Annotated in this window: 31 protein-coding genes and 1 pseudogene; 17 read left to right on the forward strand and 15 right to left on the reverse strand. The window is 61.9% G+C overall.

The annotated features are described in order from the left end of the window. Nucleotides 1-80: 80 nt before the first annotated feature. Nucleotides 81-962 (reverse strand): annotated as a pseudogene (locus tag GR328_RS13605) (AraC family transcriptional regulator); the annotation flags it as partial. Between the two features lie 179 nt (nucleotides 963-1,141). Between GR328_RS13605 and GR328_RS13610 the strand changes: the two are divergent. Beyond that, nucleotides 1,142-1,336: a PAS domain-containing protein gene (locus GR328_RS13610; protein ID WP_160885060.1), complete on the forward strand. Its 195-nt coding sequence runs from the start codon at nucleotides 1,142-1,144 to the stop codon at nucleotides 1,334-1,336. 36 nt (nucleotides 1,337-1,372) lie between these two features. After that, nucleotides 1,373-1,570: a hypothetical protein gene (locus tag GR328_RS13615; protein WP_160885061.1), complete on the forward strand. Its 198-nt coding sequence runs from the start codon at nucleotides 1,373-1,375 to the stop codon at nucleotides 1,568-1,570. 96 nt (nucleotides 1,571-1,666) lie between these two features. Here the strand turns inward: GR328_RS13615 and GR328_RS13620 are convergent, their stop codons facing one another. The 6 genes from GR328_RS13620 to GR328_RS13645 are packed head-to-tail and all read right to left on the reverse strand — an operon-like array spanning nucleotide 1,667 to nucleotide 7,658. Continuing rightward, a complete protein-coding gene (locus GR328_RS13620; RefSeq protein ID WP_160885062.1) occupies nucleotides 1,667-3,268 on the reverse strand; it encodes an N-acyl-D-amino-acid deacylase family protein in 1,602 nt (533 codons plus the stop codon). A gap of 40 nt (nucleotides 3,269-3,308) precedes the next feature. Next, entirely contained in the window at nucleotides 3,309-3,803 is a 495-nt protein-coding gene (locus tag GR328_RS13625; protein ID WP_160885130.1) for a hypothetical protein, read from the reverse strand. A gap of 47 nt (nucleotides 3,804-3,850) precedes the next feature. Then, a complete protein-coding gene (locus tag GR328_RS13630; protein ID WP_160885063.1) occupies nucleotides 3,851-4,912 on the reverse strand; it encodes a D-TA family PLP-dependent enzyme in 1,062 nt (353 codons plus the stop codon). Nucleotides 4,913-4,929: 17 nt separating this feature from the next. Next, nucleotides 4,930-5,811, reverse strand: coding sequence for an SIS domain-containing protein (locus GR328_RS13635; RefSeq protein WP_160885064.1), 882 nt, complete (start codon nucleotides 5,809-5,811; stop codon nucleotides 4,930-4,932). 2 nt (nucleotides 5,812-5,813) lie between these two features. Beyond that, a complete protein-coding gene (locus tag GR328_RS13640; protein ID WP_160885065.1) occupies nucleotides 5,814-6,887 on the reverse strand; it encodes an ABC transporter ATP-binding protein in 1,074 nt (357 codons plus the stop codon). 12 nt (nucleotides 6,888-6,899) lie between these two features. Then, on the reverse strand, nucleotides 6,900-7,658 hold the full coding sequence (locus tag GR328_RS13645; protein ID WP_160885066.1) for an SDR family oxidoreductase: 759 nt from the start codon (nucleotides 7,656-7,658) through the stop codon (nucleotides 6,900-6,902). Nucleotides 7,659-7,843: 185 nt separating this feature from the next. On the opposite strand from GR328_RS13645, the gene GR328_RS13650 reads away from it, so the two are divergent. The 5 genes from GR328_RS13650 (at nucleotide 7,844) to GR328_RS13670 (ending at nucleotide 11,704) form a co-directional block, all read left to right on the forward strand. After that, nucleotides 7,844-9,094 carry an ABC transporter substrate-binding protein gene (locus tag GR328_RS13650; RefSeq protein WP_160885067.1) on the forward strand — a complete coding sequence of 417 codons (1,251 nt, stop codon included), beginning with the start codon at nucleotides 7,844-7,846 and terminating at the stop codon, nucleotides 9,092-9,094. 69 nt (nucleotides 9,095-9,163) lie between these two features. After that, complete coding sequence (locus GR328_RS13655) at nucleotides 9,164-10,045, forward strand: carbohydrate ABC transporter permease (RefSeq protein WP_160885068.1); 882 nt, start codon at nucleotides 9,164-9,166, stop codon at nucleotides 10,043-10,045. Continuing rightward, nucleotides 10,042-10,869, forward strand: a complete 828-nt coding sequence (locus GR328_RS13660) for a carbohydrate ABC transporter permease (RefSeq protein WP_160885069.1) — start codon at nucleotides 10,042-10,044, stop codon at nucleotides 10,867-10,869. The genes GR328_RS13655 and GR328_RS13660 overlap by 4 nt, the downstream gene beginning before the upstream one ends. Before the next feature lie 28 nt (nucleotides 10,870-10,897). Beyond that, nucleotides 10,898-11,275, forward strand: coding sequence for a RidA family protein (locus GR328_RS13665; RefSeq protein WP_160885070.1), 378 nt, complete (start codon nucleotides 10,898-10,900; stop codon nucleotides 11,273-11,275). 168 nt (nucleotides 11,276-11,443) lie between these two features. Then, nucleotides 11,444-11,704, forward strand: a complete 261-nt coding sequence (locus tag GR328_RS13670; protein ID WP_160885071.1) for a hypothetical protein — start codon at nucleotides 11,444-11,446, stop codon at nucleotides 11,702-11,704. 37 nt (nucleotides 11,705-11,741) lie between these two features. Here GR328_RS13670 and GR328_RS13675 read toward each other — a convergent pair whose 3' ends face one another. Then, complete coding sequence (locus GR328_RS13675; protein WP_160885072.1) at nucleotides 11,742-12,125, reverse strand: hypothetical protein; 384 nt, start codon at nucleotides 12,123-12,125, stop codon at nucleotides 11,742-11,744. A gap of 283 nt (nucleotides 12,126-12,408) precedes the next feature. Here GR328_RS13675 and GR328_RS13680 point away from each other — a divergent pair, with 283 nt between their 5' ends. After that, a complete protein-coding gene (locus GR328_RS13680) occupies nucleotides 12,409-13,065 on the forward strand; it encodes an extensin-like domain-containing protein (protein ID WP_160885073.1) in 657 nt (218 codons plus the stop codon). A 78-nt stretch (nucleotides 13,066-13,143) separates the two neighbouring features. Further along, nucleotides 13,144-14,127, forward strand: a complete 984-nt coding sequence (locus GR328_RS13685) for a L,D-transpeptidase family protein (protein ID WP_160885074.1) — start codon at nucleotides 13,144-13,146, stop codon at nucleotides 14,125-14,127. A gap of 18 nt (nucleotides 14,128-14,145) precedes the next feature. On the opposite strand, the gene GR328_RS13690 is transcribed toward GR328_RS13685, so the two are convergent. Both GR328_RS13690 and GR328_RS13695 read right to left on the reverse strand, forming a co-directional pair. Then, a complete protein-coding gene (locus GR328_RS13690) occupies nucleotides 14,146-14,421 on the reverse strand; it encodes a hypothetical protein (protein WP_160885075.1) in 276 nt (91 codons plus the stop codon). A gap of 204 nt (nucleotides 14,422-14,625) precedes the next feature. Further along, nucleotides 14,626-15,066 (reverse strand): BA14K family protein, encoded by a 441-nt coding sequence (locus GR328_RS13695; RefSeq protein WP_160885076.1) that lies wholly within the window; start codon nucleotides 15,064-15,066, stop codon nucleotides 14,626-14,628. A gap of 446 nt (nucleotides 15,067-15,512) precedes the next feature. On the opposite strand from GR328_RS13695, the gene GR328_RS13700 reads away from it, so the two are divergent. The 5 genes from GR328_RS13700 (at nucleotide 15,513) to GR328_RS13715 (ending at nucleotide 19,974) form a co-directional block, all read left to right on the forward strand. Continuing rightward, nucleotides 15,513-15,929 (forward strand): hypothetical protein, encoded by a 417-nt coding sequence (locus GR328_RS13700; RefSeq protein ID WP_205789976.1) that lies wholly within the window; start codon nucleotides 15,513-15,515, stop codon nucleotides 15,927-15,929. Next, on the forward strand, nucleotides 15,926-18,070 hold the full coding sequence (locus GR328_RS13705) for a sensor histidine kinase (protein ID WP_160885078.1): 2,145 nt from the start codon (nucleotides 15,926-15,928) through the stop codon (nucleotides 18,068-18,070). The genes GR328_RS13700 and GR328_RS13705 overlap by 4 nt, the downstream gene beginning before the upstream one ends. 12 nt (nucleotides 18,071-18,082) lie before the next feature. Then, nucleotides 18,083-19,126, forward strand: coding sequence for a response regulator (locus tag GR328_RS13710; RefSeq protein ID WP_160885079.1), 1,044 nt, complete (start codon nucleotides 18,083-18,085; stop codon nucleotides 19,124-19,126). A gap of 157 nt (nucleotides 19,127-19,283) precedes the next feature. Further along, nucleotides 19,284-19,661 carry a hypothetical protein gene (locus GR328_RS26680; RefSeq protein WP_170304124.1) on the forward strand — a complete coding sequence of 126 codons (378 nt, stop codon included), beginning with the start codon at nucleotides 19,284-19,286 and terminating at the stop codon, nucleotides 19,659-19,661. A 118-nt stretch (nucleotides 19,662-19,779) separates the two neighbouring features. Then, entirely contained in the window at nucleotides 19,780-19,974 is a 195-nt protein-coding gene (locus GR328_RS13715) for a hypothetical protein (protein ID WP_160885080.1), read from the forward strand. Nucleotides 19,975-20,084: 110 nt separating this feature from the next. On the opposite strand, the gene GR328_RS13720 is transcribed toward GR328_RS13715, so the two are convergent. After that, nucleotides 20,085-20,336, reverse strand: a complete 252-nt coding sequence (locus GR328_RS13720; protein ID WP_343039382.1) for a DUF2842 domain-containing protein — start codon at nucleotides 20,334-20,336, stop codon at nucleotides 20,085-20,087. Nucleotides 20,337-20,422: 86 nt separating this feature from the next. On the opposite strand from GR328_RS13720, the gene GR328_RS13725 reads away from it, so the two are divergent. Further along, on the forward strand, nucleotides 20,423-21,508 hold the full coding sequence (locus GR328_RS13725; protein ID WP_160885081.1) for a COX15/CtaA family protein: 1,086 nt from the start codon (nucleotides 20,423-20,425) through the stop codon (nucleotides 21,506-21,508). Between the two features lie 48 nt (nucleotides 21,509-21,556). On the opposite strand, the gene GR328_RS13730 is transcribed toward GR328_RS13725, so the two are convergent. Beyond that, nucleotides 21,557-21,973, reverse strand: coding sequence for a DUF1236 domain-containing protein (locus tag GR328_RS13730; protein ID WP_160885082.1), 417 nt, complete (start codon nucleotides 21,971-21,973; stop codon nucleotides 21,557-21,559). A gap of 428 nt (nucleotides 21,974-22,401) precedes the next feature. Between GR328_RS13730 and GR328_RS13735 the strand changes: the two genes are divergently transcribed. Further along, nucleotides 22,402-23,079 (forward strand): ParA family protein, encoded by a 678-nt coding sequence (locus GR328_RS13735; RefSeq protein WP_160885083.1) that lies wholly within the window; start codon nucleotides 22,402-22,404, stop codon nucleotides 23,077-23,079. Between the two features lie 185 nt (nucleotides 23,080-23,264). Here the strand turns inward: GR328_RS13735 and GR328_RS13740 are convergent, their stop codons facing one another. Both GR328_RS13740 and GR328_RS13745 read right to left on the reverse strand, forming a co-directional pair. Continuing rightward, entirely contained in the window at nucleotides 23,265-24,548 is a 1,284-nt protein-coding gene (locus GR328_RS13740) for an O-acetylhomoserine aminocarboxypropyltransferase (protein WP_160885084.1), read from the reverse strand. Nucleotides 24,549-24,788: 240 nt separating this feature from the next. After that, nucleotides 24,789-25,364, reverse strand: a complete 576-nt coding sequence (locus tag GR328_RS13745) for a CoA-binding protein (RefSeq protein WP_425487037.1) — start codon at nucleotides 25,362-25,364, stop codon at nucleotides 24,789-24,791. Between GR328_RS13745 and GR328_RS13750 the strand changes: the two genes are divergently transcribed. Then, nucleotides 25,363-25,800, forward strand: a complete 438-nt coding sequence (locus tag GR328_RS13750) for a PaaI family thioesterase (protein WP_160885085.1) — start codon at nucleotides 25,363-25,365, stop codon at nucleotides 25,798-25,800. The two genes, GR328_RS13745 and GR328_RS13750, sit on opposite strands and share 2 nt — an antisense overlap. Before the next feature lie 9 nt (nucleotides 25,801-25,809). Here GR328_RS13750 and GR328_RS13755 read toward each other — a convergent pair whose 3' ends face one another. Beyond that, nucleotides 25,810-26,448, reverse strand: coding sequence for a glutathione S-transferase family protein (locus GR328_RS13755; RefSeq protein WP_160885086.1), 639 nt, complete (start codon nucleotides 26,446-26,448; stop codon nucleotides 25,810-25,812). Nucleotides 26,449-26,473: the final 25 nt, after the last annotated feature.

Genomic DNA, 26,473 nt, shown 5'->3' on the forward strand with positions numbered 1-26,473 from the left:
GCGCCTCTTCCAGCGGGCTCTCCTGTGGAGCCCACTCTTTCCCTCGATGACTGAGATGCTGTTTCCTGACTCCTCCGTTGGGCGGCCTTCGCCGTGTTGATGTTGTCGAGCAACAGGCGCCGGAACCGGGAGGGAGTCATGCCCTTCTCGGCCAGGAACTGCCTGTTGAAGTTGGATAGATTGTTGTAGCCGACTTCGTAGCAGATGCTGGTGATCGAGGCCTGCTCGTCACTCATCAGGATCTGGCATGCGAGATTGATGCGCAACCGTTTGACATACTGTACCAGTGACATGCCGGTGTGCTGCCGGAATGCCCGGGAAAACGCGCTCGTCGATTGCCCGGCGATCGCGGCCAGATCCGCCTCGTTGAAGGGGCGGGTCAGGTTCTCGCGAATGTAGGCCAAAGCCTTGTTGATCCCGACGGACATGTAGCCGGATGGATCGGGCAGATAGCTGGCGCTGGCCAGCATCCGCGAGCCCCGCGCGCGGCTCAGCAGTCCCGCGATCATCATGAACAGCTCGATGCGGCGCACCCCTTGCGCATCCATTACCTCTTCCATGAGCGGCGACACCTCGCGGCTGGTCTCCTTGTCGAAGAGAACGCCTCGCCGGGAGGCTTCCAGCACCGGGGTCAAAGCAGCGAACTCCGGCAGGGCCTTCATGGCTCCGCTGACGAAGTCCTCACTGAATTGAATGATGCGGCAGCGCAGGGGGACGATTGCATCCTTCGGAACGTCGCTGACCCAGTTGTGCGGAAGGTTCGGTCCGGTCAGAACCAGGTTGCCGGGCTCGAACTCGCCGATGAAGTCACCGACGAAGTAGCGGCCATTGGTAGCGACGACATGGTGCAATTCGTACTCGGGATGAAAATGCCAGCGTACGGTCCGATACGGATAGCCGTGCGACCAGGCGGCAAACGACTCGCCGGGCCTAATCTGAACGACTTCGAGATCCGGCTCCATGTCCGTTTCCTCCAGACCGATGCAGGCATCCGCATCGACCCTCGCTCCAGCCGGCCGATCGTATATTCGGCTCTCACTGATTGTGACGGTAATCCTCGCCGAGAAAGCATGCCAGCACGTTTCCCTGCAGAGACTGATACTTTTTTGACGCGGCGATGTCCCGATCTGCCGCAATATGTATGTCACGTCTTGCCGGCGGAAAGGCAAGAACAGACCTTCTCGGCTATCGCGAGGAGGAAGTCGTCGGCACGCGCTTCGAGACGTGGATTCATCCGGAGGATCGCGCAGCCGGCCAGCACATGCTTCAAGCCCTGCACCGGAGCAAATCGATCAGAGATTTCGATGTCCGCATTCATGCGAGGAATGGCGATTAGCACTGGATCAGCTGGACCTTCGTCCCTGCGGAGGACGTGTTCTACGGCGGGGGCCGCGATGCGGCCCAGCGCAAATTGCTGGAGGAGCAGCTTCGCCAATACCAGAAGACGAAGGCCGTCGGCCAGGTCACCGGCGGGATCGCCCATGGCTTCAACAATCGCCTGACGGGTATCGGCGGGTCCCTCGATCTTCTGCAGACCCGCACGGCGCAGGGGCGCCCCAACGAAGCGTAACGCTATATTGAGTACGGAACCTCATCGACCGACCGCGCCGCAGCGTTGACGCGCCGCCTTCCCGCTTTTGCGCGGCGGGACGTTCCTGCGATCCGTTCATTCCATAACGGGCAGCACCCGGCCGGGACGGGCTCCCGTTGGCGCACCGTCGGTCACGATGGCCTCGCCATTCACCCAGACATGAGTGATGCCGGACGGGAGCTGGGTGGATTCATCGAACGTCGCCCGGTCGGTCACGCCCTCTTCGAAGAGCACCAGATCGGCCACCATGTCGGGCCGCAGCAGGCCGCGATCCAGGAGGGAAAAGCGCTGGGCCGCGATCGAGGTCATACGCCGGACCGCATCCTCGACGGAGAACCAGCCTTTATCCCGGCGCAAGGGGCCGATCATCCGGGGGAAGGTGCCGAAAGCCCGTGGATGAGGCTTCGTGCCAGGGCGGGGCAGGCCATCGGATCCCACCATGTGCAGCCGGTGGCAGCAGGCTGCATGCAGATCGCTCTCATCGAGCTGGAAAAGAATGACGCCGGTCTGGCCTTCGTCCTCCTCCACCAGGCGGATGAGGAGATCGTAGGGCTCGATGTTCTCTCGTTCGGCGGCCTGAAGCATATCGAGGCCTTCCAGGTGCTTGAGCGCAGGATTGTTGATGCCTGAAATGCGCACGTTGTCCCAGCCGATCAGATGCAGCTTGCTCTGTCCATGGAAGGCAGGACCTCCGTTCTCCACCCAGCGGCGTAGAACGGGGCCGATTTCCGGGTCTCGCAGCCTCTGCTTGAGCCGGTCGAGCCCCCCTTCGAGGGCCGCGGGCGGCAGAAGCTGCAGGAGGTAGGTGCTGCCCGCGGGATAGGGATACATGTCGAAGCTGATGTCGATTCCTTCCCGCCGCGCCGCTTCCAGCGTCTCCAGCGCGCGCGGGATCTGACCCCAGTTGGGACGTCCCGCCGACTGGAGATGGGACAGGAGGCCGGCAGCCCCGGATTGCCGAAGGATCTCGATGAACTCCTCGATGGACTGGACAAGTTGGTCCTCGTAACTGCGCACATGGGCGGTCATCAGGCGGCCATGCGCCTTCACTACCTTGGCGAGCGCCACCATTTCGTCGAGATCCGCGAAGGCACTGGGAGGGTAGACCAGCCCCAGGGACAGGCCGATCGCTCCTTGAGCGAGCTGCCGGTCGAGAAGAGCCTCCATGGCGGCGATCTCATCCGGCGTCGCCGCGCGCCGCTCATTCCCCATGACTGCGAGGCGCATGGCCGCATGGCCGACGAGAGAGACCACGTTGATGGCGACGCCCCGATGAAGCCTGTCGCGGTAATCCGAGAAGTCGTCGAAGATCTCTTCGGGAGCCGTCTGGCCAAGCAGGCCCGAGAAGTGCTTGCGCAGGTCCTCGCGGGATCGCCCGCGCGCCGGATAGAGCGAGAAGCTGCAATTGCCGACGACAACTGTCGTCACGCCTTGCATCGCCTTTTCGGGCCGGTCCGGCTCGCGCAGGCAGATGAGGTCGTCGTGGCAATGGGCGTCGATGAATCCCGGTGCGAGATAGCGGTCCTGCGCATCGACGACGATGGCACCCGGCTCTGCCTTCAAGGCGGAGCCGAGGGCGGCGATCCGCCCGCCGGCGATATGCACGTCGCCGCGGAACCAGGGAGCTCCGGTGCCATCGATGATCCGGGCGTTTCGGATCAGCCAATCCTGCGTCATCGTCTTCTCTGCTGCTGCTTGAGAGAATTTCGGTTCCGGTTCAAGCGCGGGGTTTGCCCATCGGGAACGGCATATAGCCGACGAAGCCAGTGATCTTCCAGCGTCCGTCGAGGCGGGCGCAGAAATACAGTGTCTGCCAGTTCAGCACCTCCACGCCGCCACCTTCGAGAGCGATGGTTCCGTCGAACTTCTTATGGCAGACGGCGGTATCGCCCCGAAGGTCGATGTCGCGCATGTTCGTGGCGCGATACAGTGCGTCGCGCACGGGCTCCGCGTATTCAACGGCCTGCGCGGCTTTCGCCTGTCTCAACCATTCATCACGGTAGGTTTCCAGGTTCGGGAAATCGAGGCGCCAGCTGTCGGGCATCTCCGACTTGTGCGCGTGCAGGCCCAGGAAACCTTCCCGGCGAAAATCGGAATCGACCATGGACCAGTCGGCGGCAAGAAATGCTTCGATGTCGCGCTCGACCAGCATGGTCCAGATCTCGCGGCGGTCGGGATCCGTCTCGGAGAAGGGATTCTGCGTGTGGGATATCACGGCGGAAACTCCAGATGATGGGGCAGGGGAGGAGGGGAGCCGTCTCACCGCACTTTACCGCGGGCGGAAACGGGAACCGTGTCGACCACGGCGTCTCCGCGTACGAACGTCACTTCGTCGAAGAGGTTCGTCACGGGGCAGACATGGTTGGGAATGATGCGGACCATCTCGCCGACCTTCGGTTTTGCGGCCGAATGGGTCAGGTCGACGATGCCGTGCTCCTCGCTCAATGACACGATGGCGGACTCCGGATATTCGACGATGCGGCCAAACCCCGAAAGCCCGAGCGTATCGCTGGTGAGTGACTTCGAACCGGTATCGAGGATCGCCCGCGTCTCTGTGGGGCGGGAGACGACGGTGGCGAGCACGGTGAGTGCGCAATCGTCGAAGCCGCCCACGCCTTCCTGAACCTGGAACCGGTCCAGATAGATGTAGGTGCCCGGCCGATACTCCGTAGCCGCTTGGTTCTCGTTGCTGTGCCAGAGATCCGGCGTTCCTCCGGTCGAAACGATCTCGGGCGCGAGCCCTGCCTCCGCGAGAAGAGCCTTGGCGCGCTCGAGCCACGCGTTCGCCTGGGCGACCATGCCCTTGGCGGGATAGGTCATCAGGCCGGCAAAGCGCAATCCCTCGGAATCGGCGATGCGGCGAGCGAGGCCGAGCGCTTCCTCTGGGGACTGGACGCCTGCGCGCCCACCGCCCGTGTCGCATTCGACGAGAACCGGAAGAGTGAGACCGGATCCGGAAAAGGTCTCGGAGTAGCCCTGGATGGTGGTCGTGCTGTCGGCGGTGACCTTGATGGATGCTCGCCGTGCGAGCGTGAGAAGACGTTTGAGCTTGGGTTGGCCGAGGATGTTGTAGGGCAGGAGAATGTCCGTGATCCCGGCCTCGACCATCACCTCCGCCTCGCCGATCTTCTGGCAGGTGATGCCGATGGCGCCGAGTTCCATCTGGCGCTTGGCGAATAGCGGCAGCTTGTGGGTCTTGATGTGGGGGCGCAGCTTCACGCCATTTGCATCCGCGTAGTCCTGGGCGCGCCTGAGGTTGGCCTCGACACGGTCCAGGTCGATCAGGACGGCAGGGGTATCCAGTTCATGAATCTTCGTCATTGCAGGTCTGGTGTCTCTCAATCGCCAAGGGGAAGTTTCGGGTCGTTGACGTTCACTACGGCCAAGCTGTGCTTGATGCGGCGAAGGCCTTCGAGAACGGAGGGGCCGATGGCCTCGGCTGTCGTCATCGCGATCAGGTCGACGACTGCCAGCATCGCATAGCGCGCGGAGGTTGGTTTGTAGAGATTGCTATCCTCGGGTACGGCGAAGGGCAGAAGGGTCTCGGCCTCCTGGGCGAGGGCCGATCCGGGCGCGGTCACGGCAATGGTTCTGGCCCCGTAATGGCGGGCAGTCCTGACGGAATCGACGACAGAGGGCGAGTAGCCGGAGATCGAGAATGCGATCACGACGGTTTCCGGCGTCACTACCGAGGCCGTCATTCTCTGCATCTGACCATCGCTATGGGCGATCACGGAAAGGCCGAGGCGGAACAGCCGGTTGTGCAACTCCATCGCCATGTTCGAGGAATTTCCGCCCGAACCATAGGACAGAATCGAGCGCGCGGCGGAGATCTGTTCGGCGATCGAGCCGACGGTATCCATGTCGATGCCGGAGCGCACGCGCTCGATCGCGGCGACGGCATTGCCGCACACGGTGGCAAGGACACGCTCCTCGCGCTCTTCGCGCTGAAGAGGCGCGGGGTTGAGATAGCTGCCGCCCACGGCCAGGGCCTGGGCGAGATGATACTTGAAGTCGCGGATCCCCTCGCAGCCGAGCGATCTTGCAAAGCGCGTCACCGTCGGCTCGCTCACGCCGGCGCGACTTGCGATATCGGCAATGGGCGCCTTCGACACATATGCAAGATCACGAAGGACCAGAGAGGCAAGTTTGCGCTCTGCTTTCGATCCATCCGTGGCCCATCTGCGAACCCTTGCGATGATGTCCTGCGTCGCCTTCACATTCAAACTCCCGAGAGGCGCAGGCCCGTGGAGGCGTCGAAGAGATGAAGCTTGTTCGGATCGGCCGACAGCCGCAGGGTTTCGCCCGGGCGAACCGAAATCCTTTCCCGGAACACGGCGCGCACCTCCGCCTCGCCGACGTGCCCGTAGATGTGGCTTTCCGATCCGGTCGGCTCGATGACGTCCACCTTGAGCCTGATCTGCCCAGCGGGATCGAGCCGGTACTGCTCCGGCCGTATGCCCAGGGTCACGCTCGTGCCATCGGGCGCGGCCGGGCCCGCCAACGGCACCATCGAACCATCCGGAAGTTGAACGGACATCTCCTGACCCGACAGCAGCGCCGTTCCCTCGAGGAAACTCATGGCCGGAGAACCGAGGAAGCCCGCGACGAAGAGATTGGCAGGATGATCGTAGAGCTCGAGGGGCGTCCCGACCTGCTCGATGCGACCGCCATTCATGACGACGATGCGGTCGGCCATGGTCATGGCCTCGATCTGGTCGTGCGTCACGTAGATGATGGTGCTCCTGAACTTGTGATGCAGGGCCTTGATCTCCGTCCGCATCTGGACCCGGAGCTGCGCATCCAGGTTGGAGAGAGGCTCGTCGAACAGGAAAAGGTCCGGATTGCGCACGATGGAACGTCCCATGGCGACGCGCTGGCGCTGGCCGCCGGAGAGCTGACCGGGGCGCCGGTCCAGATATCCGCCCAGATTCAGGATCGAAGCCGCGCGCTTCAGCTTCTCAGCCGTCGCATCCGGGCTCTCCCGACGGATCCGGGGGCCGAATGTGATGTTCTCCCTGACGGTCATGTGAGGAAACAGCGCGTAGGACTGAAACACCATCGAGATGTTCCGCTTCTGCGGCGGCACTTCGTTGGCGCGTCGCCCGTCGATGCGGATCTCGCCGTCGGAAACCGTCTCCAGCCCGGCGATCATGCGGAGCAAGGTGGACTTGCCGCATCCCGAGGGTCCGACGAGCACGACGAACTCGCCGTCTTCGACCGCGAGATCGATGCCGTGGAGGATCTCCACGGCGCCGTAGCGCTTCTTGACGTTGTCGAGGTGGAGCTCCGCCATCGGCAGTTCCTCTCACGTGATCGCATCGATAAAGGGCAGGTTGCCGGCCATCAGGCCGCCATCGACAGGCAGGGCGACGCCCGTGATGCCAGCCGACAGGGGGGAGGCGAGAAACACAGCCGCATTCGCGACATCGACAGGGGTGACCATGTGGCCGAGGGGATAAAGGCGCGAAACCTTTTCGAGAATCTGGGGATCCTTCTCGATCCGGTGATCCCATGCATGGGTGCGCACCGAGCCCGGGCAGATCGTGTTCGATCGGATGCCGTGGCGTCCGCATTCCGTCGCGATGGCTCGCGCATAGGCGACGAGTCCTGCCTTTGCCGCCGCATAGGCCGGATTCCCGAAATGAGCGAGGGCGTTCACGGATGAAATAAATACGAAGACGCCCGATCCCCGCGTCTTCATGGGATCGAGAAAGGGCGCCGTGAAGTTGCGGGCGCCGTTGAGGTTCACCTCGAGCTCGAAATTCCAGGCGCGGTCATCGACCTGATCGAGCGTTTCCGCGCGGGTGTAGCCTGCGTTGCTGACGACGATATCGGGCAGTCCGGCGCTCGCCTGGATGCGCGCGCAGGCTTCTTTGCAAGCCTCAGGCTCGCGGAGATCGAACACTTCCCTGTGGGCGACGTCCAAGGCTCCGAGAGCTTCCGCCGACACATCGCAGGCGACGACCCGCGCCCCGGCGTCGCGGAACCGCTGGACCATGGTGATCCCGATCCCGCCGCCCGCGCCCGTAATGACGGCCAAGCGGCCCTCCAAGCTGTTATTCAACGGCTTGCTCCGAACTGTTTCTCGCCTTCCATACGATCAAGGCTGAAGCGGTTCATGAAAATTAGCAACATGAAACCGGGAGTTTTGCGCACAAATGCCCTTGCATAAGTAATTTTCTTTCATAACAATGTCCGCTGCCGGGCTGCTTTTCTAAGGTGTGCGGCCCTAGCAGAGGGAACATGCACATGAAAAAACTCCACAAGAACACCTTCTTCAGCCTCAAGGGACTTATGCTCGCAGGCGTCGGCGCGATCGCCCTCTCCGCGAGCGCCGATGCCGGCACCGTTCGGGTGACCGTCGCGGAATACTCGGCCAAGACGGGTCCCTATTTCGAGCAGGTGGCCAAAGACTTCGAGGCGGCCAATCCCGGCATCAAGATCCAGTTCGAAGTCGTGCCGTGGGACAACCTGCTCCAGAAGCTGACCACGGACATATCCGCCAATGCCAACGCGGATCTGTCGATCATCGGCACCCGCTGGCTCGTGGACTTCGTCGAGCAGGGCATCGCAGAGCCGCTCGACAATTACCTCACTCCGGAGATCAAGGGGCGCTTCATCGAGACCTTTCTGACGCCCTCGGTGATGAACGGCAAGACCTACGGGTTGCCCATCGCCGCGTCGGCGCGGGCGATGTACTACAACAAGGAGCTGTTCGAGAAAGCCGGGCTCTCCGAACCGCCCAAGACCTGGGCGGAACTGGAGGAAAGCGCGAAGAAGATCACCGCACTGGGGAACGGTCTCTACGGCTTCGGCCTCCAGGGCAAGGAAGTCGAGACCGACGTCTATTTCTATTACGGCATGTGGTCCTTCGGCGGCGACATCGTGAACGACGGCAAATCCGGCCTCGACTCGAAGGCCGCCATCGAGGCCGCGTCCCTCTACAAGCGCCTCATCGACGAGGGTGCGACGCAGCCGGGCGTGACCTCCTATGCCCGTGAGGATGTGCAGAACCTGTTCAAGCAGGGCAAGATCGGCATGATGATGACGGCACCGTTCCTCGCCAATCAGATCCGCGACGAGGCTCCGAACCTCAAATACGGCGTCGCCCCGATCCCGAAGGGGCCGAACGGGGACCAGGGCACCTATGGGGTGACCGACTCGGTCATCATGTTCCAGAACTCCAAGAACAAGGACGAGGCGTTCAAGTTCCTCGACTTCCTGTTCCAGCCGAAGCAGCGCATCAAGTTCACGATCGACGAGGGCTTCCTGCCGGTGACCAAGGCGGAGGCGCAAGACAAATACTTCGCCGAGAATCCCGATCTGAAGGTGTTCACGAGCCTTCTGCCGACCGCTCGCTTTGCCCCGGTGATCGCCGGTTGGGAGGAGATCGCCGACATCACGACATCGGCGCTCCAGCGGATCTATCTCGGCAACGGCCAGATCGAGCCGACGCTGAAGGAGGCGGCCTCCAAGGCGAATGCGATCCTGAAGAAGTAGTCCCGGCAGAGGGAGCCGGGCGCGCTCGCCCGGCCCCTTCACTCTGTCGGCTCAGCCAACGGAACGTCAATGACCTCGAAACGGATGGTTGCGCCCTACGTCCTCATCCTTCCTAGCTTCGTGCTGGCCGCCCTGATCGTCATCTGGCCCGTCGCAGAGCTGGCGCAGATCGCAAGCCACAACGTGAACCGCTTCGGACAGCTCCGGGACTTTGCCGGCATGGCGAACTTCCGCGCGCTGCTCGACGACCCCAACTTCATTGCCTCGCTCTGGCGAACGGGGATCTGGACCGTCTGCGTTGTCGGCGGCGCCATCGCCTGCGCCGTACCGGTCGCCCTGGTGTTGAACGAGGATTTCTATGGGCGCGACATCGCACGGGTGATCGTCATGCTTCCATGGGCGGTATCGCTCACCATGACCGCCATCGTCTGGCGCTGGGCGCTCTCGGGCGAAAGCGGCATGTTGAACTCCGCCCTCATGGGGCTCGGCCTCATCGATGAGAATATCCAATGGCTCGCTGAGGCGACCACCGCGTTCCCGATGCAGATTCTCATCGGTATCCTCGTGACCATTCCCTTCACGGTCACAATCATTCTCGGCGGCCTCTCGTCCATTCCCGACGATCTCTACGAGGCGGCGGCCCTCGAAGGGGCAGGACGCTGGGAACAGTTCCGTCATATCACGCTGCCGCTCATCGCTCCCTTCCTGAACATCGCGCTCGTGCTGAACACCATCTACGTGTTCAACTCCTTCCCGATCATCTGGGCGATGACGCAGGGCGGACCGGCGAACTCCACCGACATTCTCGTCACCTATCTCTACAAGGTGGGCTTCAGGCTCGGGAAACTGGGCGAGGCCTCCGCCGTCTCCCTGGTGATGTTCGGCATCCTCCTGATCTTCACCCTGATCTATGTGCGGATCACCACCACCGCGCGGGGAGTGAGGGCATGAACTCCTCCAAGCTCCGCCGCTCGCTGGTCTGTTGGCTCGTTCTCTCGCCCATTGTCGTCGCGGCGATCTTCCCATTCGCCGTGATGCTGATTACGGCTCTCAAACCCAGCACGGAAGTGCTGAGGCCGACCTGGTGGCCGTCCCGGGTCGCCTGGGAGAACTTCCGGACCATGTGGGTTGCGACGAATTTCGGGAATGCCCTGAAGAACTCCCTCTATGTCTCCGTGCTGGCGACCCTGGGCTCTCTGATCGTGTCCATTCCGGCGGCCTATGCGCTGACGCGGTTCGATTTCAAGGGGCGCGAGTTCTATCGGCAGTTCCTGCTTGTGACCCAGATGCTGTCGCCCATCGTACTGGTGGTCGGGCTGTTCCGACTGATGGTCGCGCTTGGCATCATCGACAGCATCAATGCCGTGACCGTGGTCTATGCCGCTTTCAATATTGCGTTCTCCGTTTGGATGCTGCAGAGCTACTTCGCCACGATCCCTCTCGACCTGGAGGAGGCTGCCTGGATGGAGGGAGCAGGGCGGGCGAGGACCCTTGTGAAGGTGTTCCTTCCCCTTGCCGTGCCGGCGATGGTGGTGACGGCGATCTTCACGTTCATCAACGCGTGGAACGAGTTCGTCATCGCGCTCACATTGCTGCGCTCACAGGACGGCTATACGCTGCCCATTCAGATTTTCTCGCTGGTGTCAGGGCGCTACACGGTGGAGTGGCACCACGTGATGGCCGCCACTTTCGCCGCGACGATCCCCATAGCCATCGCGTTCGCGTGGCTCCAGCGCTATCTGGTCCGCGGCCTTGCGCTGGGCGCGGTGAAATAGGCTGCCAACAATCATGAAGGAAGAGACGATGACCAAGCAGACTTTCGGAGCCTCCCACGTTCCCTTGTCGCCGGCAGTCCGGGCGGGGGATTTCATCTTCATCTCGGGGCAGACGCCGGTCGGCCCGAACGGAGAGAATGTCGGCGGCACGATCGAGGTCCAAACCCGTCAGGTTCTCGAGAACATCAAGGCCGCCTTGTCCTTGGCCGGTGCGGAGATGTCCGATGTGGTCAAGACGACAGTCTGGCTCGAGGATGCACGCGATTTCGGCGGATTCAACAAGGTCTATGCCAGCTACTTCCCCGCCAACCCGCCGGCCCGCACAACCGCCGAGGGTCGCCTGATGGTGGATATCAAGGTCGAGATCGAGGCCATCGCCTACAAGCCCCTGGACGGACGTTCATAGCCGGCGGGTTCCCCGCCCGATCTGCCGCCGTTTACCTTGTGTCTTAAGCCTTTGTCGACCGCGAGCCCTTATCGAGACGGCGGGTCGAAGAATTCCCAGCAAAGGAACGGCACAATGGCTCTGACGGGGCGTTTCAACCTCCGGAAATCTTTTTCCGGACGGATCATCTTGCAGGTCGAAGAGGAGGTGAAGAGTGTCTGGAGCCTCTTCTCGCGACAACCGAAGTTCCGCAAGCGCTGGCGCGATGCGAAAGCAATGGATCTTCCGGCGGCCGAATTGCGTGCTCTCATGGATCTGCGCAACCGTCCCCGGTTCGTCACGCAGGCGTTCGAACCGACCCAGGTCGTTCGCCCGGCGCCGCGTATGGAGGAGCCGGCGCTTTCCGTGCGGACTGTTCCAGAAGAGGTGCGTTCGGTCGCCACGCATTGAGAGGAGGGGCTGCCCGTGAGGGCAGCCCCGATCTGTTTCAGGATTCCTGTCCGGTGGCCGAGGGCGGGTCCATCAGCTCCCAGTTCGCGAAAAGATCGATGGTGGCGTGTCCCGGCATATCGTTGCCGAGATAGAGCAGGATCTCGACCCAGGGGCGGCCATAGGCGCGGGGCGTAACCTTCGTCACCTGACCGAAGAACCCGGTGAGCGGACAGCGGACGAACTCGCCGACCTCGGGCCAGCGGGTCTGCTCGTACTGCAGTTCCTTTTCCGCGTCTCGAAGCTCCATCCGCAGCCGCTCCACCTTGGCCAGAAGTTCGGCGATGCGCTTCGTGCAGTGGCTTTCCTGAAGCTCGTGCAGCTTGGGGCCGAGCGCCAGCCCTTCACCAAATTCGGCAGGCGGTAGCGAAATCAGGCTCATCACACGTCCCTTCTCGACGACAGGATGGACGACAAGGACCGCTGCGAGAGGAATGTCTCCAGGGCTCGTCAAAAATGTGGGGCGGGGGAGAGCCGACAGCAAGACACCCAAAAGGATAAAAAGGACATATGGAACGCAGGCTTGCCACGGCCGATTGACAAGCATGGCAAAGCTACTTTCTGGACAATTCCGTGGCTGGAGATGGCGTCGCGCTGCGCGCCGGGCGGTTTGGGATCTGAGTCCTTTGATCCTCGTGCTGTGGCTCGGATACCCAGAGACAGGATTGGCCCAGCCAGCCGCGCCGCCTTTGCCGCCGCCCAGACCTGACCTTCCTGCGCCGCCTGCCGACGGGCCGGGCGCTCCGAAGGCCGCGAGTGCCGGGCCGCAAACCGGACCTGCCACCGAGGCTGACACGGGCTGCCTCGAGCGTTTGGACAAGCTCGGGGTCCGGTTCGAGAAGCTGTCTCCCGTACAGGAGAAAGGCTGCAAGATTGGCAACCCCGTTTCGGTCTCTGCGCTCTCGAACACCATCGAGATAGCGCCTGCATCGGTGATGGAATGTAGCTATGCGGAAAACCTGGCGCGTTGGATCGCGAACGTCGTCGTGCCACGCGCAAGCGAGCATCTCCAGAGCGCACCGACGAAGCTCTTGATCGGCACGGCCTATCAGTGCCGGGACCAGCGTTCGGGAGCCAAGTTGAGCGAGCACGCCTTCGGCAACGGCGTCGACGTGATGGGATTCGAATTCGACAGGCGTCCGCCGTTGCGGGTCAAATTCCAGTCCGAGGGATCACCTGAGGCCGCATTCCAATCCGCCATCCAGAAGGAGGCCTGCTCGATCTTTACCACTGTGCTGGGCCCAGGTTCCGATGACGACCATGGCGATCATCTCCACCTCGATATGCGGATGCGAAAGGGTGACTACCGCATTTGCCAGTAATGCAAAGGAACGGTCGCAGGGCTTTTGTCTTTGACATGAGCGCTGCCTCATTCCGAGGCGGGAGGAGTGGAGTCGAGGATGAGAGTTCTGGCGCGTTTCGCGTTCGGTCTTTTGTGCATGGCGGGAAGCGTTGCTGCCGCTTCCCAGGACTTGAGCATTGATGCGATCAACAGCGCCGGCGATCTCTCCATGAAACCGGAGAAGGGGCCCAGTCCGCTCCTGATCAAGGCACAGGTTCTCCTCGACCGCGCGCGTTTCTCTCCGGGTGTGATAGACGGTCGCGACGGAGAGAACCTGCAAAACGCCATCAAGGCGTTTGAAAAGGCACGAGGGCTTCAGGTCGACGGCGCGCTCGACGAGGAACTCTTGGCGAAGCTGAACGAGACCTCGACCGACCCTGTTCTCATTTCCTACACGATCGCCGATGAAGACGTAAAAGGGCCTTTCATCGAAATTCCCGACAAACTGGAGGCTCAGGCGGAACTCGAGAAACTGTTCTATTCCAGCGCTGAGGAACTTCTGGCCGAGAAATTCCATATGGATATCGATCTCCTGAAGGAGCTGAATCCGGGTAAACGCTTCGACGTGGCCGGCACCTCCATCGTTGTCGCCAATGTTGCTCCAGCCGGTGCCGCGGAGGACAAGCCGGAGGTCGAAAAGATCGAGGTCGTAAAGAGCGAGAAGGCTCTACGGGTGCTCGGAAAGGACGGAGCTGTGCTCGCCGTCTATCCGGCCTCGATCGGCAGCGAAGAGAAGCCTGCCCCCTCGGGCACCCATACCGTGCGGGCCGTCGCACCCGATCCCGTTTACACGTACAATCCGGACTACGCGTTCAAGGGCGTGAAGGCGAAGGAGAAATTCGAGATAAAGCCTGGCCCCAACAATCCTGTCGGCTCCACCTGGATCGACCTCTCCGTGGAGTCATTCGGCATTCATGGCACGCCGGAGCCCGAGAAGATCGGCAAGGCCCATTCAAACGGCTGCGTGCGGCTGACGAACTGGGACGTGGAAGAACTGGCGGGAATGGTCGAGAAGGAGACCCCGGTCGATTTCCTCGATTGAATGCCTGACAAATGATTCTCAATCGTCGTTGGCGGAGTTCAGCTGATCGGGCTTCATGCCCTCGTCGACCTCGGTGTCATGCATGCGGACAAGCCATTCCAGCTGCTCCTGCACAAAGCTGGGGTCGCTGTGAAAGCGCATGGCGCAGGCCACCAGGAAAATCGCGATCTCCGGCAGGTCCTCGTCACCCATCTCTGGCAGGACAAGCTCCAGCTCCGTCATGTTTCCGGATGTCACGATGGCTGCCTCGTTGGGAGGGATGACGGTGCCGCTGCTGTCGGGAGGAAGAGTCATGAGTGAACCTGCGGATCGTTTTCGAGCTTCAGTCAGTTCTAAGGCGCCGGCCCCGAAGGTAAAGCCTCCGGCTCCGGATCAGAAGGTCCGCGCAACCGGAGACCGGGCGGCTCTTGCGCCTACTGCTTTCCGGGCCTGCCGTCGAGAAGATTGAAACAGCCCGGCGCCTGGTGCGGCGGGCCGCTGTCGCATCGTCCCCGCCTTTTACGGATAGGTGCAGACGTAGCGCATGCCGTTGGTCGACAGGAACGTGCCCGTCACAGGATCATACGAGCGGTACTTGCGGGCGCAGTAGGCGGCAAGTTGCGGGTCGACCGTGCCTGGCGGGGGTGGAGGGGCGGCCTGAGCCTGGCTGCTGGCGATGGCGCTCCCAATCAATGCGCCTGCGGCCAAGCCGACAGCGCCTGCGGCCAGTGCGGAGCCTCCACCATGGCGATGGTGATGGTGGTGACGGCGGTAGTAACGGGGCGGGGGAGGACGATAGCCGCGCCGGGGACGATATTGAGTGTAACTTTCGTTGGGATAGGCACGGTCGATCTGGGAAAGGATCTGACTGGGAAGCACCTCCGCATGCACAGGAAGACTGGAGCTGAGAAGGACACCAATCATGCCTGCGCTTCCGAGGATTGCAGTAAACTTGCGCATTGATGACTCCTGAATTTGCATCATTGCACTACCGGCGGGATAGGGCTGGGGCAAAGTTACACTGTCCTCTGCCAAGCTTGCAAATTCTATCCTGCCCTTCATGAAGGACCGGCCACTGATTGGTTAAGCCACGGTAAGGTCACCGGACAAATCTGGCCGGAGGAGACAGCCCTCATCGTATGAAACAGGGTCTCTTTTGCCTTCGGGCCATCATCCGATTTCCTGCGTGCTCGCCCGCACAGCACTTGCCCTGTGCCCCTTTTCGAGCAAAATTCCTTCAATACCCTGGATTTTCGGCCCGAAATCATTCAGAACTTGTATGTTCTAACGTGAGCTCTTCGGCGGGAACCATGCGACACAATATAACGTTAAAAGTGTTGCCCGCTTTGCTGGTTGGAGCCTGGGGTGCCCAGGCCGCCAGCCCTTTGCCGACACCCAAGGGGCTCGTGCTGCTGATCATTTCCGGCAGCACCGGACAAACCGCTATGGGGTACGAAGCTCGACTTGATCGAAACATGCTCGAATCCCTGCGGCCGGCTTCTGTTGAGACGTTCTCATTCGTCTGGGCAAAGAAGCCACTCTGCGAGGACATCCCCCGGCGGATTGTTCCCGGGAGAGAGGGCCGCAAGGGAACTTCGATTGTGGTCACGGTTCCCAACCGATGCAAAATAACGACTCCGCTCGGCGATCTGAAATATGAGCCCGTTAGCGCAATGCGCGTGGACGGGCAGGTGTTGACGCTGCGTGACAAGGGGCCGCCATGGGTCGTCTATCCCGGCGAGGCCGCCCCTGCTCTCCAGGCACCGATATACGAGGCCCGCTGGATTTGGCAGTTGATCAGGCTGCAGGTCGAGCAACCATGAAGCTCAGCATCAACAATCACAAGGCGGGATTGGTGACGCTTGCGGCGGTGGCGGTTCTCGCCCTTTCCCTGAGCTTTGCCGTTGTGAGATTGTTCGACATCGATCGGGATCTGCGCACGGAAGATACCCATGCCAACCTGTGGATGATCTCCCAGGCCCAGTTCGAAGCCGCACTCATGGCGGAAAGTCTCGCCCGCTATGCGGCGAAGGATGACTTCCCTGTTCCGGAACAGGCTCCGACGTCTCGTCTGCCGATTCTGATCAGCCGGGTGGCCGTGCTGCTTGACGGGCCCCAAGCCGAAATCATCGGCAAGGTCGGCTTGCTGGGCGACCTGAAGGCCGCTTACCTCCTCCTCACCCTTGCCAAGCCCCTTGTCGAGCAAGGCATGACTTCGGAACAGGCCTCGCAATTGCGAGTGCAGGTCCACGAGCTCGGCGGTGACTTACGGGACGCGGCCGACGAGGTCATGATGCTCAACCGCACGGACGTAGCGTCCAAACGTGCCATGTATCTTCGGGTCGTGCTGGAGAGCCTCGCTTTCCTCTCAGGCATTGTCCTGAGCGCCGCGTTTCTCCTGCTCAGATTGTTTCGGGGCGTGCAGGAGGCGAGTCAAGCCAAGCAATTGTTGCGCCAGGAGCAGGAGCTTTCGGATCTCGTCATCAACAATGTCAGCAATCAGGGCATCATCATGTTTGACGAGAAACTGGAGTGCCTGCTCTGGAATCCGGGTATGGAGGGGCTCCTTCACATCAAGGCTGATGAAGCCATCGGCCGCCTGGTGCAGGATCTCGACCCCCTGTTCTCCAAACCCGATATGATCCGCTCGCTCGATCTCGCAATCGAGGGAACGAGTACGGTTTTCGAGGACGAGACGGAAGGCGAGGCTGGTCAGGAGCGCTGCCTGGAGGTCAACTGCTTTCCTGTTTCCATGGCGCAGCGCAAACTGGGCATCGCCTTCGTGCGCGACGTGACGGAGCAATGGCTTGCCCGTAGGGAAGCCGAGCGCCTGAACTTCGATCTGGAGATCAAGGTGCTTCAGCGCACCGCCGCCCTTCGGCAGGCTGAACGACGCCTGATCGCGGCCATCGAATCCGCCGCGGAAGGATTCGCAGCCTTCGATTGGACCGGCAAGCTCCTGTTCGCGAACGAGCAGATCTGGGCTGCCGCTCCCGTGGCGCTCTGGTGCCGGGAGCAGATGAGCCTTCCCGTTTTCCTCCGCTGCTTCGCCATGTGCGAAGGGGCAGATCATCGGCTCCTGACTGCGCAGCCTCCCTTCGAGGAAATCGAGATCGACGTTCTGATCAAGAAAGATGTATGGACCCGCCTGTCGGTCACAAAAGCGGACGGCGCAACGATCTTCGTGCGCCTCACCGATATCTCGGCGTACAAACAGGTGGCGGCGGCGCTCCAGTCCGCGCTGGAGCGCGAGCGCGAGACGACGGATGCCTACCGCAACTTCGTCTCTATGGTATCGCATCAATTCCGGACGCCGCTGGCGATCCTCGATTCCAGCGCGCAGCGCATCCTGAGGCGAGGCCCGAACCTGACTCCGGAGGAACTCGCCACGCGCATTCAGAAGATCAGGAATGCCGGCAGCCGCCTGACCCGCCTCGTAGAGAGCGTCCTGAATGCTGCCAAACTCGACGCCGGGCGCATCGAGCTGAACCCCGAGCCCTGCGACCTTGTCCAACTCGTGGTCGATATCGGCGAGCGTCAGAGTGAGCTGAATTCCCACTCCACGATCCGGTTTCAGGTGCCTGAGTATTCCGTCAGGGTCCATTGCGATACGATGCTGATCGAGCAGGTCTTCATCAATCTCCTGTCGAATGCGCTGAAGTATTCAGGCGATAATCCGGTTGTGGAGATCAAGGTCTGGACGGAGGGCGCACGGGCGTTCTGCTCTGTCCAGGACTGGGGGATCGGTATTCCGGAGGACGAATTGCCCAAGATCTTCGACAGGTTCTATCGCGCGAGAACGGCTTCCGGGATCGCAGGGACGGGTATCGGGCTGAATTTTGCGCAAAGAATCATGCATCTGCACGGGGGGGAAATTCAGGTGGAGAGCTTCGAAGCAGAGGGATCCCTGTTTACATTCGACCTACCTCTATCGAATGTCGACCAGGCGCAGCAGGCTGCATAGGTGAGCAAGGCCATGAATGATCAGAAAACGATCCTTTGCGTCGAGGACGAGGATGATTTGAGGTCCGATCTGGCCGAAGAGCTGGAGGCCGCGAATTACCGGGTGCTCCAGGCTGCCAACGGCAGCGAGGCGCTCAGGCTGCTCGACACCGAGCGTCCCGATCTCGTGCTCTGCGACATCACCATGCCAGGCGTCGGCGGCTATGACGTCCTCAAGGCAATTCGCGAGCAGGGGGACAAGGCCGACGTGCCGTTCATCTTCCTGACTGCCTTGGCGGAGCGGAACGATGTCCTTGTGGGCAAGCAGGCCGGGGCGGACGATTATCTGGTGAAGCCGATCGACTACGAGATTCTGCTCGCTACCATCGCGGCGCGCCTCAATCAGGTGGCGCGCGTGCAGTCGAGCGCAGTCAGCCGCGCCGAGGAGGCCTGGCAGGAAATCCTCAAATCGTCGCGCGGGCGCACCGTCGAGGCGCTCCACAAGGCCACTTTCGCATTCGACCGGTTTCTCGTTGGTGTCCTCATCGTCGACGAGATGGGCGCCGTGAGGCTTATGAACAAGGAGGCTGAGCGGATCATCGGAGAGAGCGATGGCATCAGTCTCTCCGGCGGCGTGCTGAGAGGGGCGGCGGCAAAGCAGAACGCCAAGCTCCATCAAGCGATCGAGCGGGCCTTCGAGGAGGAGGCGCTCGACGAGATCGTTTCCTTCCCACGCACGTCCGGGGGACGGCCTTACCTCGTGCTCGTGCCCGGGCAGCGCTTCTCGATCGACGAGCGTCCCGACGCGGTGGTTCTGCTCGTGATCGACACGGAGCAGCGCACCAAGGTATCCGGCGATACCTTGGTACAGCTCTACAATCTGACGCCGTCCGAAACACGCGTTGCACTGATGCTTATCGACGGCAAGCGCCTCGATCAAATCGCCGAAGAACTCGACATCGCGCAGACGACCGTCGTCTTCCATCTGAAGAACCTTTTCAGGAAAACGGAAACCAACCGGCAGGCGGATCTGGTGCGCGTGCTGCTCTCGGTGCCGCTGCGGACGACGGGGGATTGAGGGCGCACGACGTTAAGGATTCATTTGCCATTCGCGCCGAAACAAAGTTCGGTCCCGCCTCTGCCACAATCTGTTCAGCTTCCAGTGAGGTTTGAGGCCCTACAGTCACTGTCGAGAAAGGGAGAGCGGATATCTCCCTGGTTACAGGTGACGATTCATGAAGATCTTGAATTTCTTCTCCGGAACGGCCGCTGCTCTGGCGCTGGTGACCGGTCTGGCCGCCGCCCAGCCTGCCATTGCCCGTGATCGTATGTCCCCCGGCGCTGCCGCCGCCGTCGGTGTCCTGGGCGGCCTTGCTGTCGGCACCATATTCGGCGCGACGATTGCCCAGCCGGCCTATGCGGCCCCGGCTCCGGTCTATGTTGCGCCTCCGCCGCCACCCCCGCCGGCTCGCGTTTACGTGGAGGAACCGGCTCCTGTCGTGTACCGCCACCGGCCCCGCAGGGTTTACGTTGAGCACTGCACGACTGAGCGCTTCCGCGAATGGATTCCAGGGTGGGGTTGGGAATACCGTACCCGTCGGGTATGCAGCTGACGGGCTCTGACCGGTCGTGAGACAGGCCCGCATGAATGCGGGCCTTTTCTTTGGGAGTGGGGAGAAACCGCGATTCTCCTGCCGCGTTGTCCGGTGAGGCCACAACGCGAGTCCCGTCATGAGCAATACACCGCACGATCAGGCAGACTCTGACCAGACGAAGTTGAATCCGGGCGACCAGGCCGAGCCGAACGCCCCGGGTGCAGGCGAGAATATCTGCCCCGAATGCAAAGGGAGCGGACGTATCGGCGCCGCCGCCTGCCCGAATTGCGGCGGCACGGGCAAGATCATCGAGGGAATCGGCGGGGCCTAGAGGATCGGAACCGCAAGTGGAGTTTCGCTTTTGCGGAAACCCGACGCCCAACCATAGGGTTGGCGCATCGTGCCTTACGAAAAACCGGGGCCGCTTCTTCGCGCCATGCGCTAGGGCTTATCGGGTTTCGCCATCCACCGCACGAGCGGCATCAGCGGTACGATCCAGATCAGGCCGAGCACGATATAGGCGAGGGTCTGGAGAGGCTTGGGCGCTTCCGTGATCCTGCCTTCGGCGATGGCCATGGCAAACAGCGCGTAGGTGATGATGAAGATCAGCATCACCACCGTTCCAATCAGCTTGCGCAGTCGCATGCCCATAGCCACACCCTTCCGGAACACCGCCTGAGAGCGGTGCGTCATTGACATTGATTGCCTCGCGGCGATCCTGCCTCTATGTGACAAGCCACATCCCGGGTTCAAGTCTTTAATTTCCGATGAGGATGAGCATGGCTGTCGCAGTCTCACCCGAAGGCGTCCCGTTGGAGCGCCTGCCTGAAACCGAAGCGCCGCAAGCCGGGTCCCGTACACTCGTGCGTGCCTGGATCTACACTCTTGCGGCCCTGGTCGTGCTGATGATTGCGGTCGGAGGAGCCACGCGCCTGACGGGCTCCGGTTTGTCCATCACGGAATGGAAGCCGGTGACCGGCGCCATCCCGCCCCTGACGGATCAGGCTTGGCAGGCCGAGTTCGAGAAGTACCAGCGGATTTCGCAATATGAACTCGTCAACAAGGGCATGACCTTGTCCGAATTCAAGTTCATCTATGCCTGGGAATGGGGACATCGGCAGCTCGGCCGCCTCATCGGTCTCGTGTTCTTCGTGCCTTTGATCTGGTTCTGGTTCCGGGGCACCATCAAAGGGAAGATGGCCCTGACGCTTCTCGGCATCGGCGCCTTGGGAGGGCTTCAGGGCGCGATCGGCTGGATCATGGTTGCCTCGGGTCTCGAGCCCGGCATGACGGCCGTTGCTCCGATCAAGCTCGCCCTGCACCTGACAGTCGCAAGCGTCATTCTCGCCTGCCTGGTCTGGGTGGCGGCAGGTCTGAAGGACCGAAGCGCCTTCCCGACCGAGGCCGGTTCGGGCTTTGCTCCCCATGTTCTTGTCGGCCTGGTTCTGGCCCAGATTGTTTTGGGCGGCCTCGTCGCGGGTTCTAAGGCGGGGTACACCTATAACACCTGGCCGCTCATGGATGGCTCACTGATCCCGCCTTCATCGGCCCTGTTCGTGGTGAAACCCTGGATCGAGAACTTCGTCGACAACGTTCTCCTCGTTCAGTTCAACCATCGGGTCCTCGCCTACGCGCTTGTCGCCTTCGCGCTCTGGCACGCCTGGACCATGCATCGCCGGGCGCCTGGATCGGGGGCGGCCCGCCGCGCCAAGGGCATTGCGGGGCTTGCCGCAGCGCAGATGGCGCTCGGCATCGTCACGCTGCTTCTTGTGGTGCCGCTCTGGGCCGGGCTGGCGCATCAGGTCCTCGCCATGGCCGTGCTCGCCATGGTCGTCGTCCATGCCCGTATGTGCGTCGCCAAATAGAAAGGGCGGCCCTGAGGCCGCCCGAACTCCATGCCGTCCTGCCGATGCTTAACGGATGACCTGGACAATGCGGCGGGTGCCAGGATCGACCAGGACCGGGGTGTCGTTGACCACGGTGTAGCGATACTGGGTCACGCCATATTCGGCCGGAACCTCATAGAACTCCACGCCCGAAGCGGGCAGGGTCGCGCCGACACGAACCTCTTGCGTATAGCGGTAGGACGGGACCTCCTGCTGCACGACGTACTGGCGGAAGCGAGGCTGAGCGTCGCCGGCGAGGCCACCCACGATGGCACCGGTCACGCCGCCGACGGCTGCGCCGATCGGGCCGCCGACGATCGCGCCGCCGACGGCGCCCGTCGCCGCACCGGCAGCAGCGCCACCAGCCGCCGGGTCCTGGGCGAAAGCGCCAACCGGGGCCAGGGCCGCAAGAATAGCGCCTGCAAACAGAATCTTCTTCGACATGTGTCAGCTCCATTCAACTGTTGAAGTCGGGAGCTTAACGACCAGGCAATAAGGTGGTTCCGGCAATGGTTGAAAGTTGCTCGATGGGGTGCTTCCAAGGATAAGTTCCTGAATTTTTGTTCATCGCCATGGATCGAAAACTGCATTCTTCCATTGGAATCTGGTCTTGCGGCTCAGGATTCTGCTCGATTGCTTCGTCGCTGCTCTCACCGTTGCGGTCTACGCATGAGGGTCCGGCATGTGCGGGCATATCTTCCTGACGTTGCGTTATGCGTTTTTGCGTGAAAGTCTGAGCTCTGCTTGGGGATATGCACAGAGTGATCGAAGGCGGAGTTAGGAAATCAGGTCTTGTTCTGATACAGATGAACAGTATTAAGCTCGCATTAACCGAGGGCGGCGGGCTTTTTTAGACTTATGAGGAGTCAGGCATGAACGTGCTGGTCTTTGCTTCGCGGAAAGGCGGCTCTGGTAAGAGCACGCTCGCTGCTCATCTCGCGAGCTATATTGCCAACCCGTCGCGTAAGACCTTGCTGATCGACAACGATCCGCAGGGGTCTCTTTCTCTGTGGCACAAGATCCGTGATCAGGAGTATCTCGGCCTGAAGCACAACGTGCGTAATCTTGGGGAAGCCCTGAAAGAGGCCAAGCGCGAAGGTTACGAGTGGGTTCTGATCGACACGCCGCCGAACAAGTCGCATATCGTGGCCGAATCCATCAGACATGCCACGCTCGTGATCGTCCCCACACGGGCTAGCCTGTTCGACATCGCGGCCCTGCAGGATACGGTCGCCATCGCCAGGGAGCTGCGCAAGCCCTACGCCGCCGTGATCAATGCCGCGCCGGCCAAGCACGGCGATGCGGAGGCCGCCGTGGTGGCCGATGCCCGCGGCGCGCTGAATGCCCTGCAGGTCCCTGTCTGGGCGGGCCAGATCACCCATCGCCCCGAGCTGACTCTTGCTCTCGCGACGGGTGAAGGGGCCAGGGAGTACCAGCCGAACTCCCAGGGTGCCGAGGAAATCGGGCGGCTCTGGACGGCCTTGGAGCGCTCGTTGAGCGCCATTCACAACACCTACAAGAAAAGCGGTGGTTCCTCGCGCGCCGCGTGATTGAAGCCTGAGCGGTTCAAAGAAGAAAGGCGGCTCCGGGCCGCCTTTATTGTGGTCGTTTGTCCCTCACGGCCGGGCTTGTCCCGGCCATCTCGATCCTCCAGAGCGCGGCGTTCCATCGAGCGGCATCACCGGCCTTGTGCCGGTGATGAGGTGCAGACAGCCGGAACTCCACTTAGGAATTCCTAAGCCGCATCGAGAGCCTGGTTGAGATCCTCGATCAGGTCTTCCTTGTCTTCGAGGCCGATCGAAAGGCGAACCACCTCCGGTCCCGCTCCGGCCTGGGTCTTCTGCTCGTCGGAGAGCTGGCGGTGCGTCGTCGAGGCCGGGTGGATCACCAGCGATCGCGTGTCGCCGATATTGGCGAGATGCGAGAAGAGCTTGAGATTCGAGACCAGCTTCACTCCCGCCTCGTAGCCTCCCTTCAGGCCGAACGTGAACACGGCGCCTGCGCCTTTCGGGCAATACTGCTTGGCAAGGTTGTGGTAGCGGTCGGAGCGCAGGCCCGGATAGCTGACCCAGGACACCTTGCTGTGGTTTGCCAGGTGCTCGGCAACCGCCAGGGCGTTGTCCGAATGGCGCTGCATGCGAAGCGGCAGGGTCTCGATGCCGTTCAGGATCAGGAAGGCGTTGAAGGGCGAGAGGGCGGGGCCGAGATCGCGCAGGCCGAGCACGCGGGCGGCAATCGCGAAGCCGAAATTGCCGAAGGTCTCGGCCAGCACCATGCCTCCGTATTCGGGGCGCGGCTTGGAGAGCATCGGATAGCGGTCGTCGCCCGCGAAATTGAATGACCCCCCGTCCACGATCAGACCGCCCACCGAATTGCCGTGCCCGCCGAGGAACTTGGTCGCGGAATGCACGATGATGTCGGCGCCGTGTTCGAACGGGCGGATCAGGTAGGGGCTCGCCATCGTGTTGTCGACGATGAACGGGATGCGATGCTTCTTGGCAATGGCGGCAATCGCCTGAAGATCGACGATCACGCCGCCCGGGTTGGCGATCGATTCGACGAAGATCGCCTTCGTGCGCGGAGTGATGGCAGCCTCGAAGCTCGACGGATCGTCGGAATCGGCCCAGACCACGTTCCACCCGAAGTTCTTGTAGGCGTGGTTGAACTGGTTGATCGAGCCGCCATAGAGCTTCCGTGCCGCGATGAACTCATCGCCTGGCTGGAGCAGCGTGTGGAAGGTCAGGAACTCCGCCGCGTGGCCCGACGCAACCGCAAGAGCCGCCGTGCCGCCTTCCAGGGCGGCGACGCGCTCCTCCAGCACGGAGCAGGTCGGATTGCCGATACGGGAATAGATGTTGCCGAAGGCCTGAAGGCCGAAGAGGGAAGCCGCATGGTCCACGTCGTCGAACACGAACGACGTGGTCTGGTAGATCGGCGTCGCGCGGGCGCCGGTCGCGGCATCCGGGGCAGCCCCCGCGTGAATGGCAAGCGTGTCGAAGCCCGGCAAACGGTCAGTCATGGCAGGAGCCCTTTTCCTCTCGAGAATGATGTTCCGTTCTCTTTAAAGAACGAAACGTTCGTCCGGTCAAGGAGGCTTGAGTTGAATGCGGGCGGCGCCATCGCGGGGTCATCACGGGCTCTGTGCCTGTAATCCCGACCGGTCACGGCGGGGTGATTGTCCTCATCGAGGTGGCCGGGATTGTCACCGGATCAGGTCCCGGGACGGCCATGACGGCAGGACCGTGACGAGAGCGCATCATCAGGGGCGATTGAGGCCGAGCTTCTGGAAGCCTTTTCCGGAGAGAACCGGCTTCTTCGAACTCAACATCCGAGAGTTCACGCCCTGCCAGGAGATCTCGCCGGAGAGCCGCCCGAACTCGATCTTGGGGCAGCGGTCCATGACGACCTTGATTCCCTTGGCCTCGGCCCTCGCCGCCGCCTCGTCGTTGCGGACCGAGAGCTGCATCCAGATCACCTTCGGCAGCGGATCGAGCGCGAGGGCTTCGTCCGTGAGGGGGCCTGCCGCTTCCGAGTTGCGGAAGATCTCGACCATGTCGATGGGGCCGGGCACCTCGGCGAGAGAGCCGTAGACCTTTTTGCCGAGCAGTTCGGTGCCTGCGATTCCCGGGTTGACGGGAATGACGTCGTAGCCCCGCTCCAGCAGGTACTTGGTGACGATCCAGCTCGGGCGGGCGGGATTCGCGGAGGCTCCCACGAGCGCGATGGTCTTCACGCTGTTGAGAATGCCGCGGATGTAATCGTTCGGGTAATTGCTGTGATCCATGGCGAGACCGTATGGGATAGGGCAGGGCAGTTCAATGAGCATTTGAGGCATGGCATCCCATCATCCGATCATGACCAAGGAAGACCTGATCGCCTTCCTCGACCGGGAATTTCCCCAGATCCATATGGGCGGGCAGAGCTACTTCCTGGAGGACATCGGGCCGCTCTCCGCGCGGATGCGCATGGACTATCATGATCGGCATCTCAGGCCCGGGGGCACCATTTCGGGGCCAGCCATGATGACCTTGGCGGATCTCGCGCTCTATGCCGCGATCCTTGGCCAGATCGGCCCCGTGGCGCTGGCCGTCACCACGAGCCTCAACTTCAATTTTCTCAGAAAACCCGAGCCGCGCGCCCTGATCGCGGATTGCAGGCTCCTTAAGCTCGGGAGGCGTCTCGCCGTGGGTGAGGTGTCGATCTTCTCCGAAGGCAGCCCGGATGTGGTCTGCCATGCGACGGGGACCTATTCCATTCCGGAACGCCGCTAAACCCGTGGGTCAGGATGAGGGCTGCTTCCGAGCAGCAGCCAGCGCATCGTCGATTTCCCGCGCGCGGACGGCCGCAGGACGGGAGCTGATCCGCTGCCAATATGCTTCGAAGGCCGGGCGCTTTTCGAGCGTGCCGAACATCATGCCCCAGCCGATCTGCGAACCGACATAGACATCCGCCGCACCGAAGTGGTCGCCGGCGATGTATTCTGATTGGGTGACGGCATATTCCAGGGCGTTCACGACATCGTTCATGCCGCCATAGCCGACCATGCCGCGTCGTTCGTCGGGCACTTCAAAGCCCAAGGCCTTGTTGCTGATAGCGGCCTCGACGGGACCGGCGGCAAAGAACATCCAGCGGTAATAGGGGCCGCGGCGGAGGTCGCCGGGCGGCGGTGCGAGCCCGGTTTCCGGGAAGGCATCGGCCAGGTAAGCGCAGATGGCTGCCGCTTCCGTGACGACGGTGCCGTTGTGAATGATCGTCGGCACCTTGCCCATGGGGTTGAAGGCGAGATAGTCCGGGCTCTTCATGGCGGTGCCGAACTCGAGAACCTCAGTCCTGTAGGGGTGGCCGACCTCCTCCAGCATCCAGCGGACGATTCGTCCGCGCGACATGGGATTGGTATAGAAAACGAGGTCTTCGGCCATCGCTGGTTCTCGTAATAGGGAGGCG

This window comes from Microvirga makkahensis (assembly GCF_009830105.1).
GTDB classification, from domain to species: Bacteria; Pseudomonadota; Alphaproteobacteria; order Rhizobiales; family Beijerinckiaceae; genus Microvirga; species Microvirga makkahensis.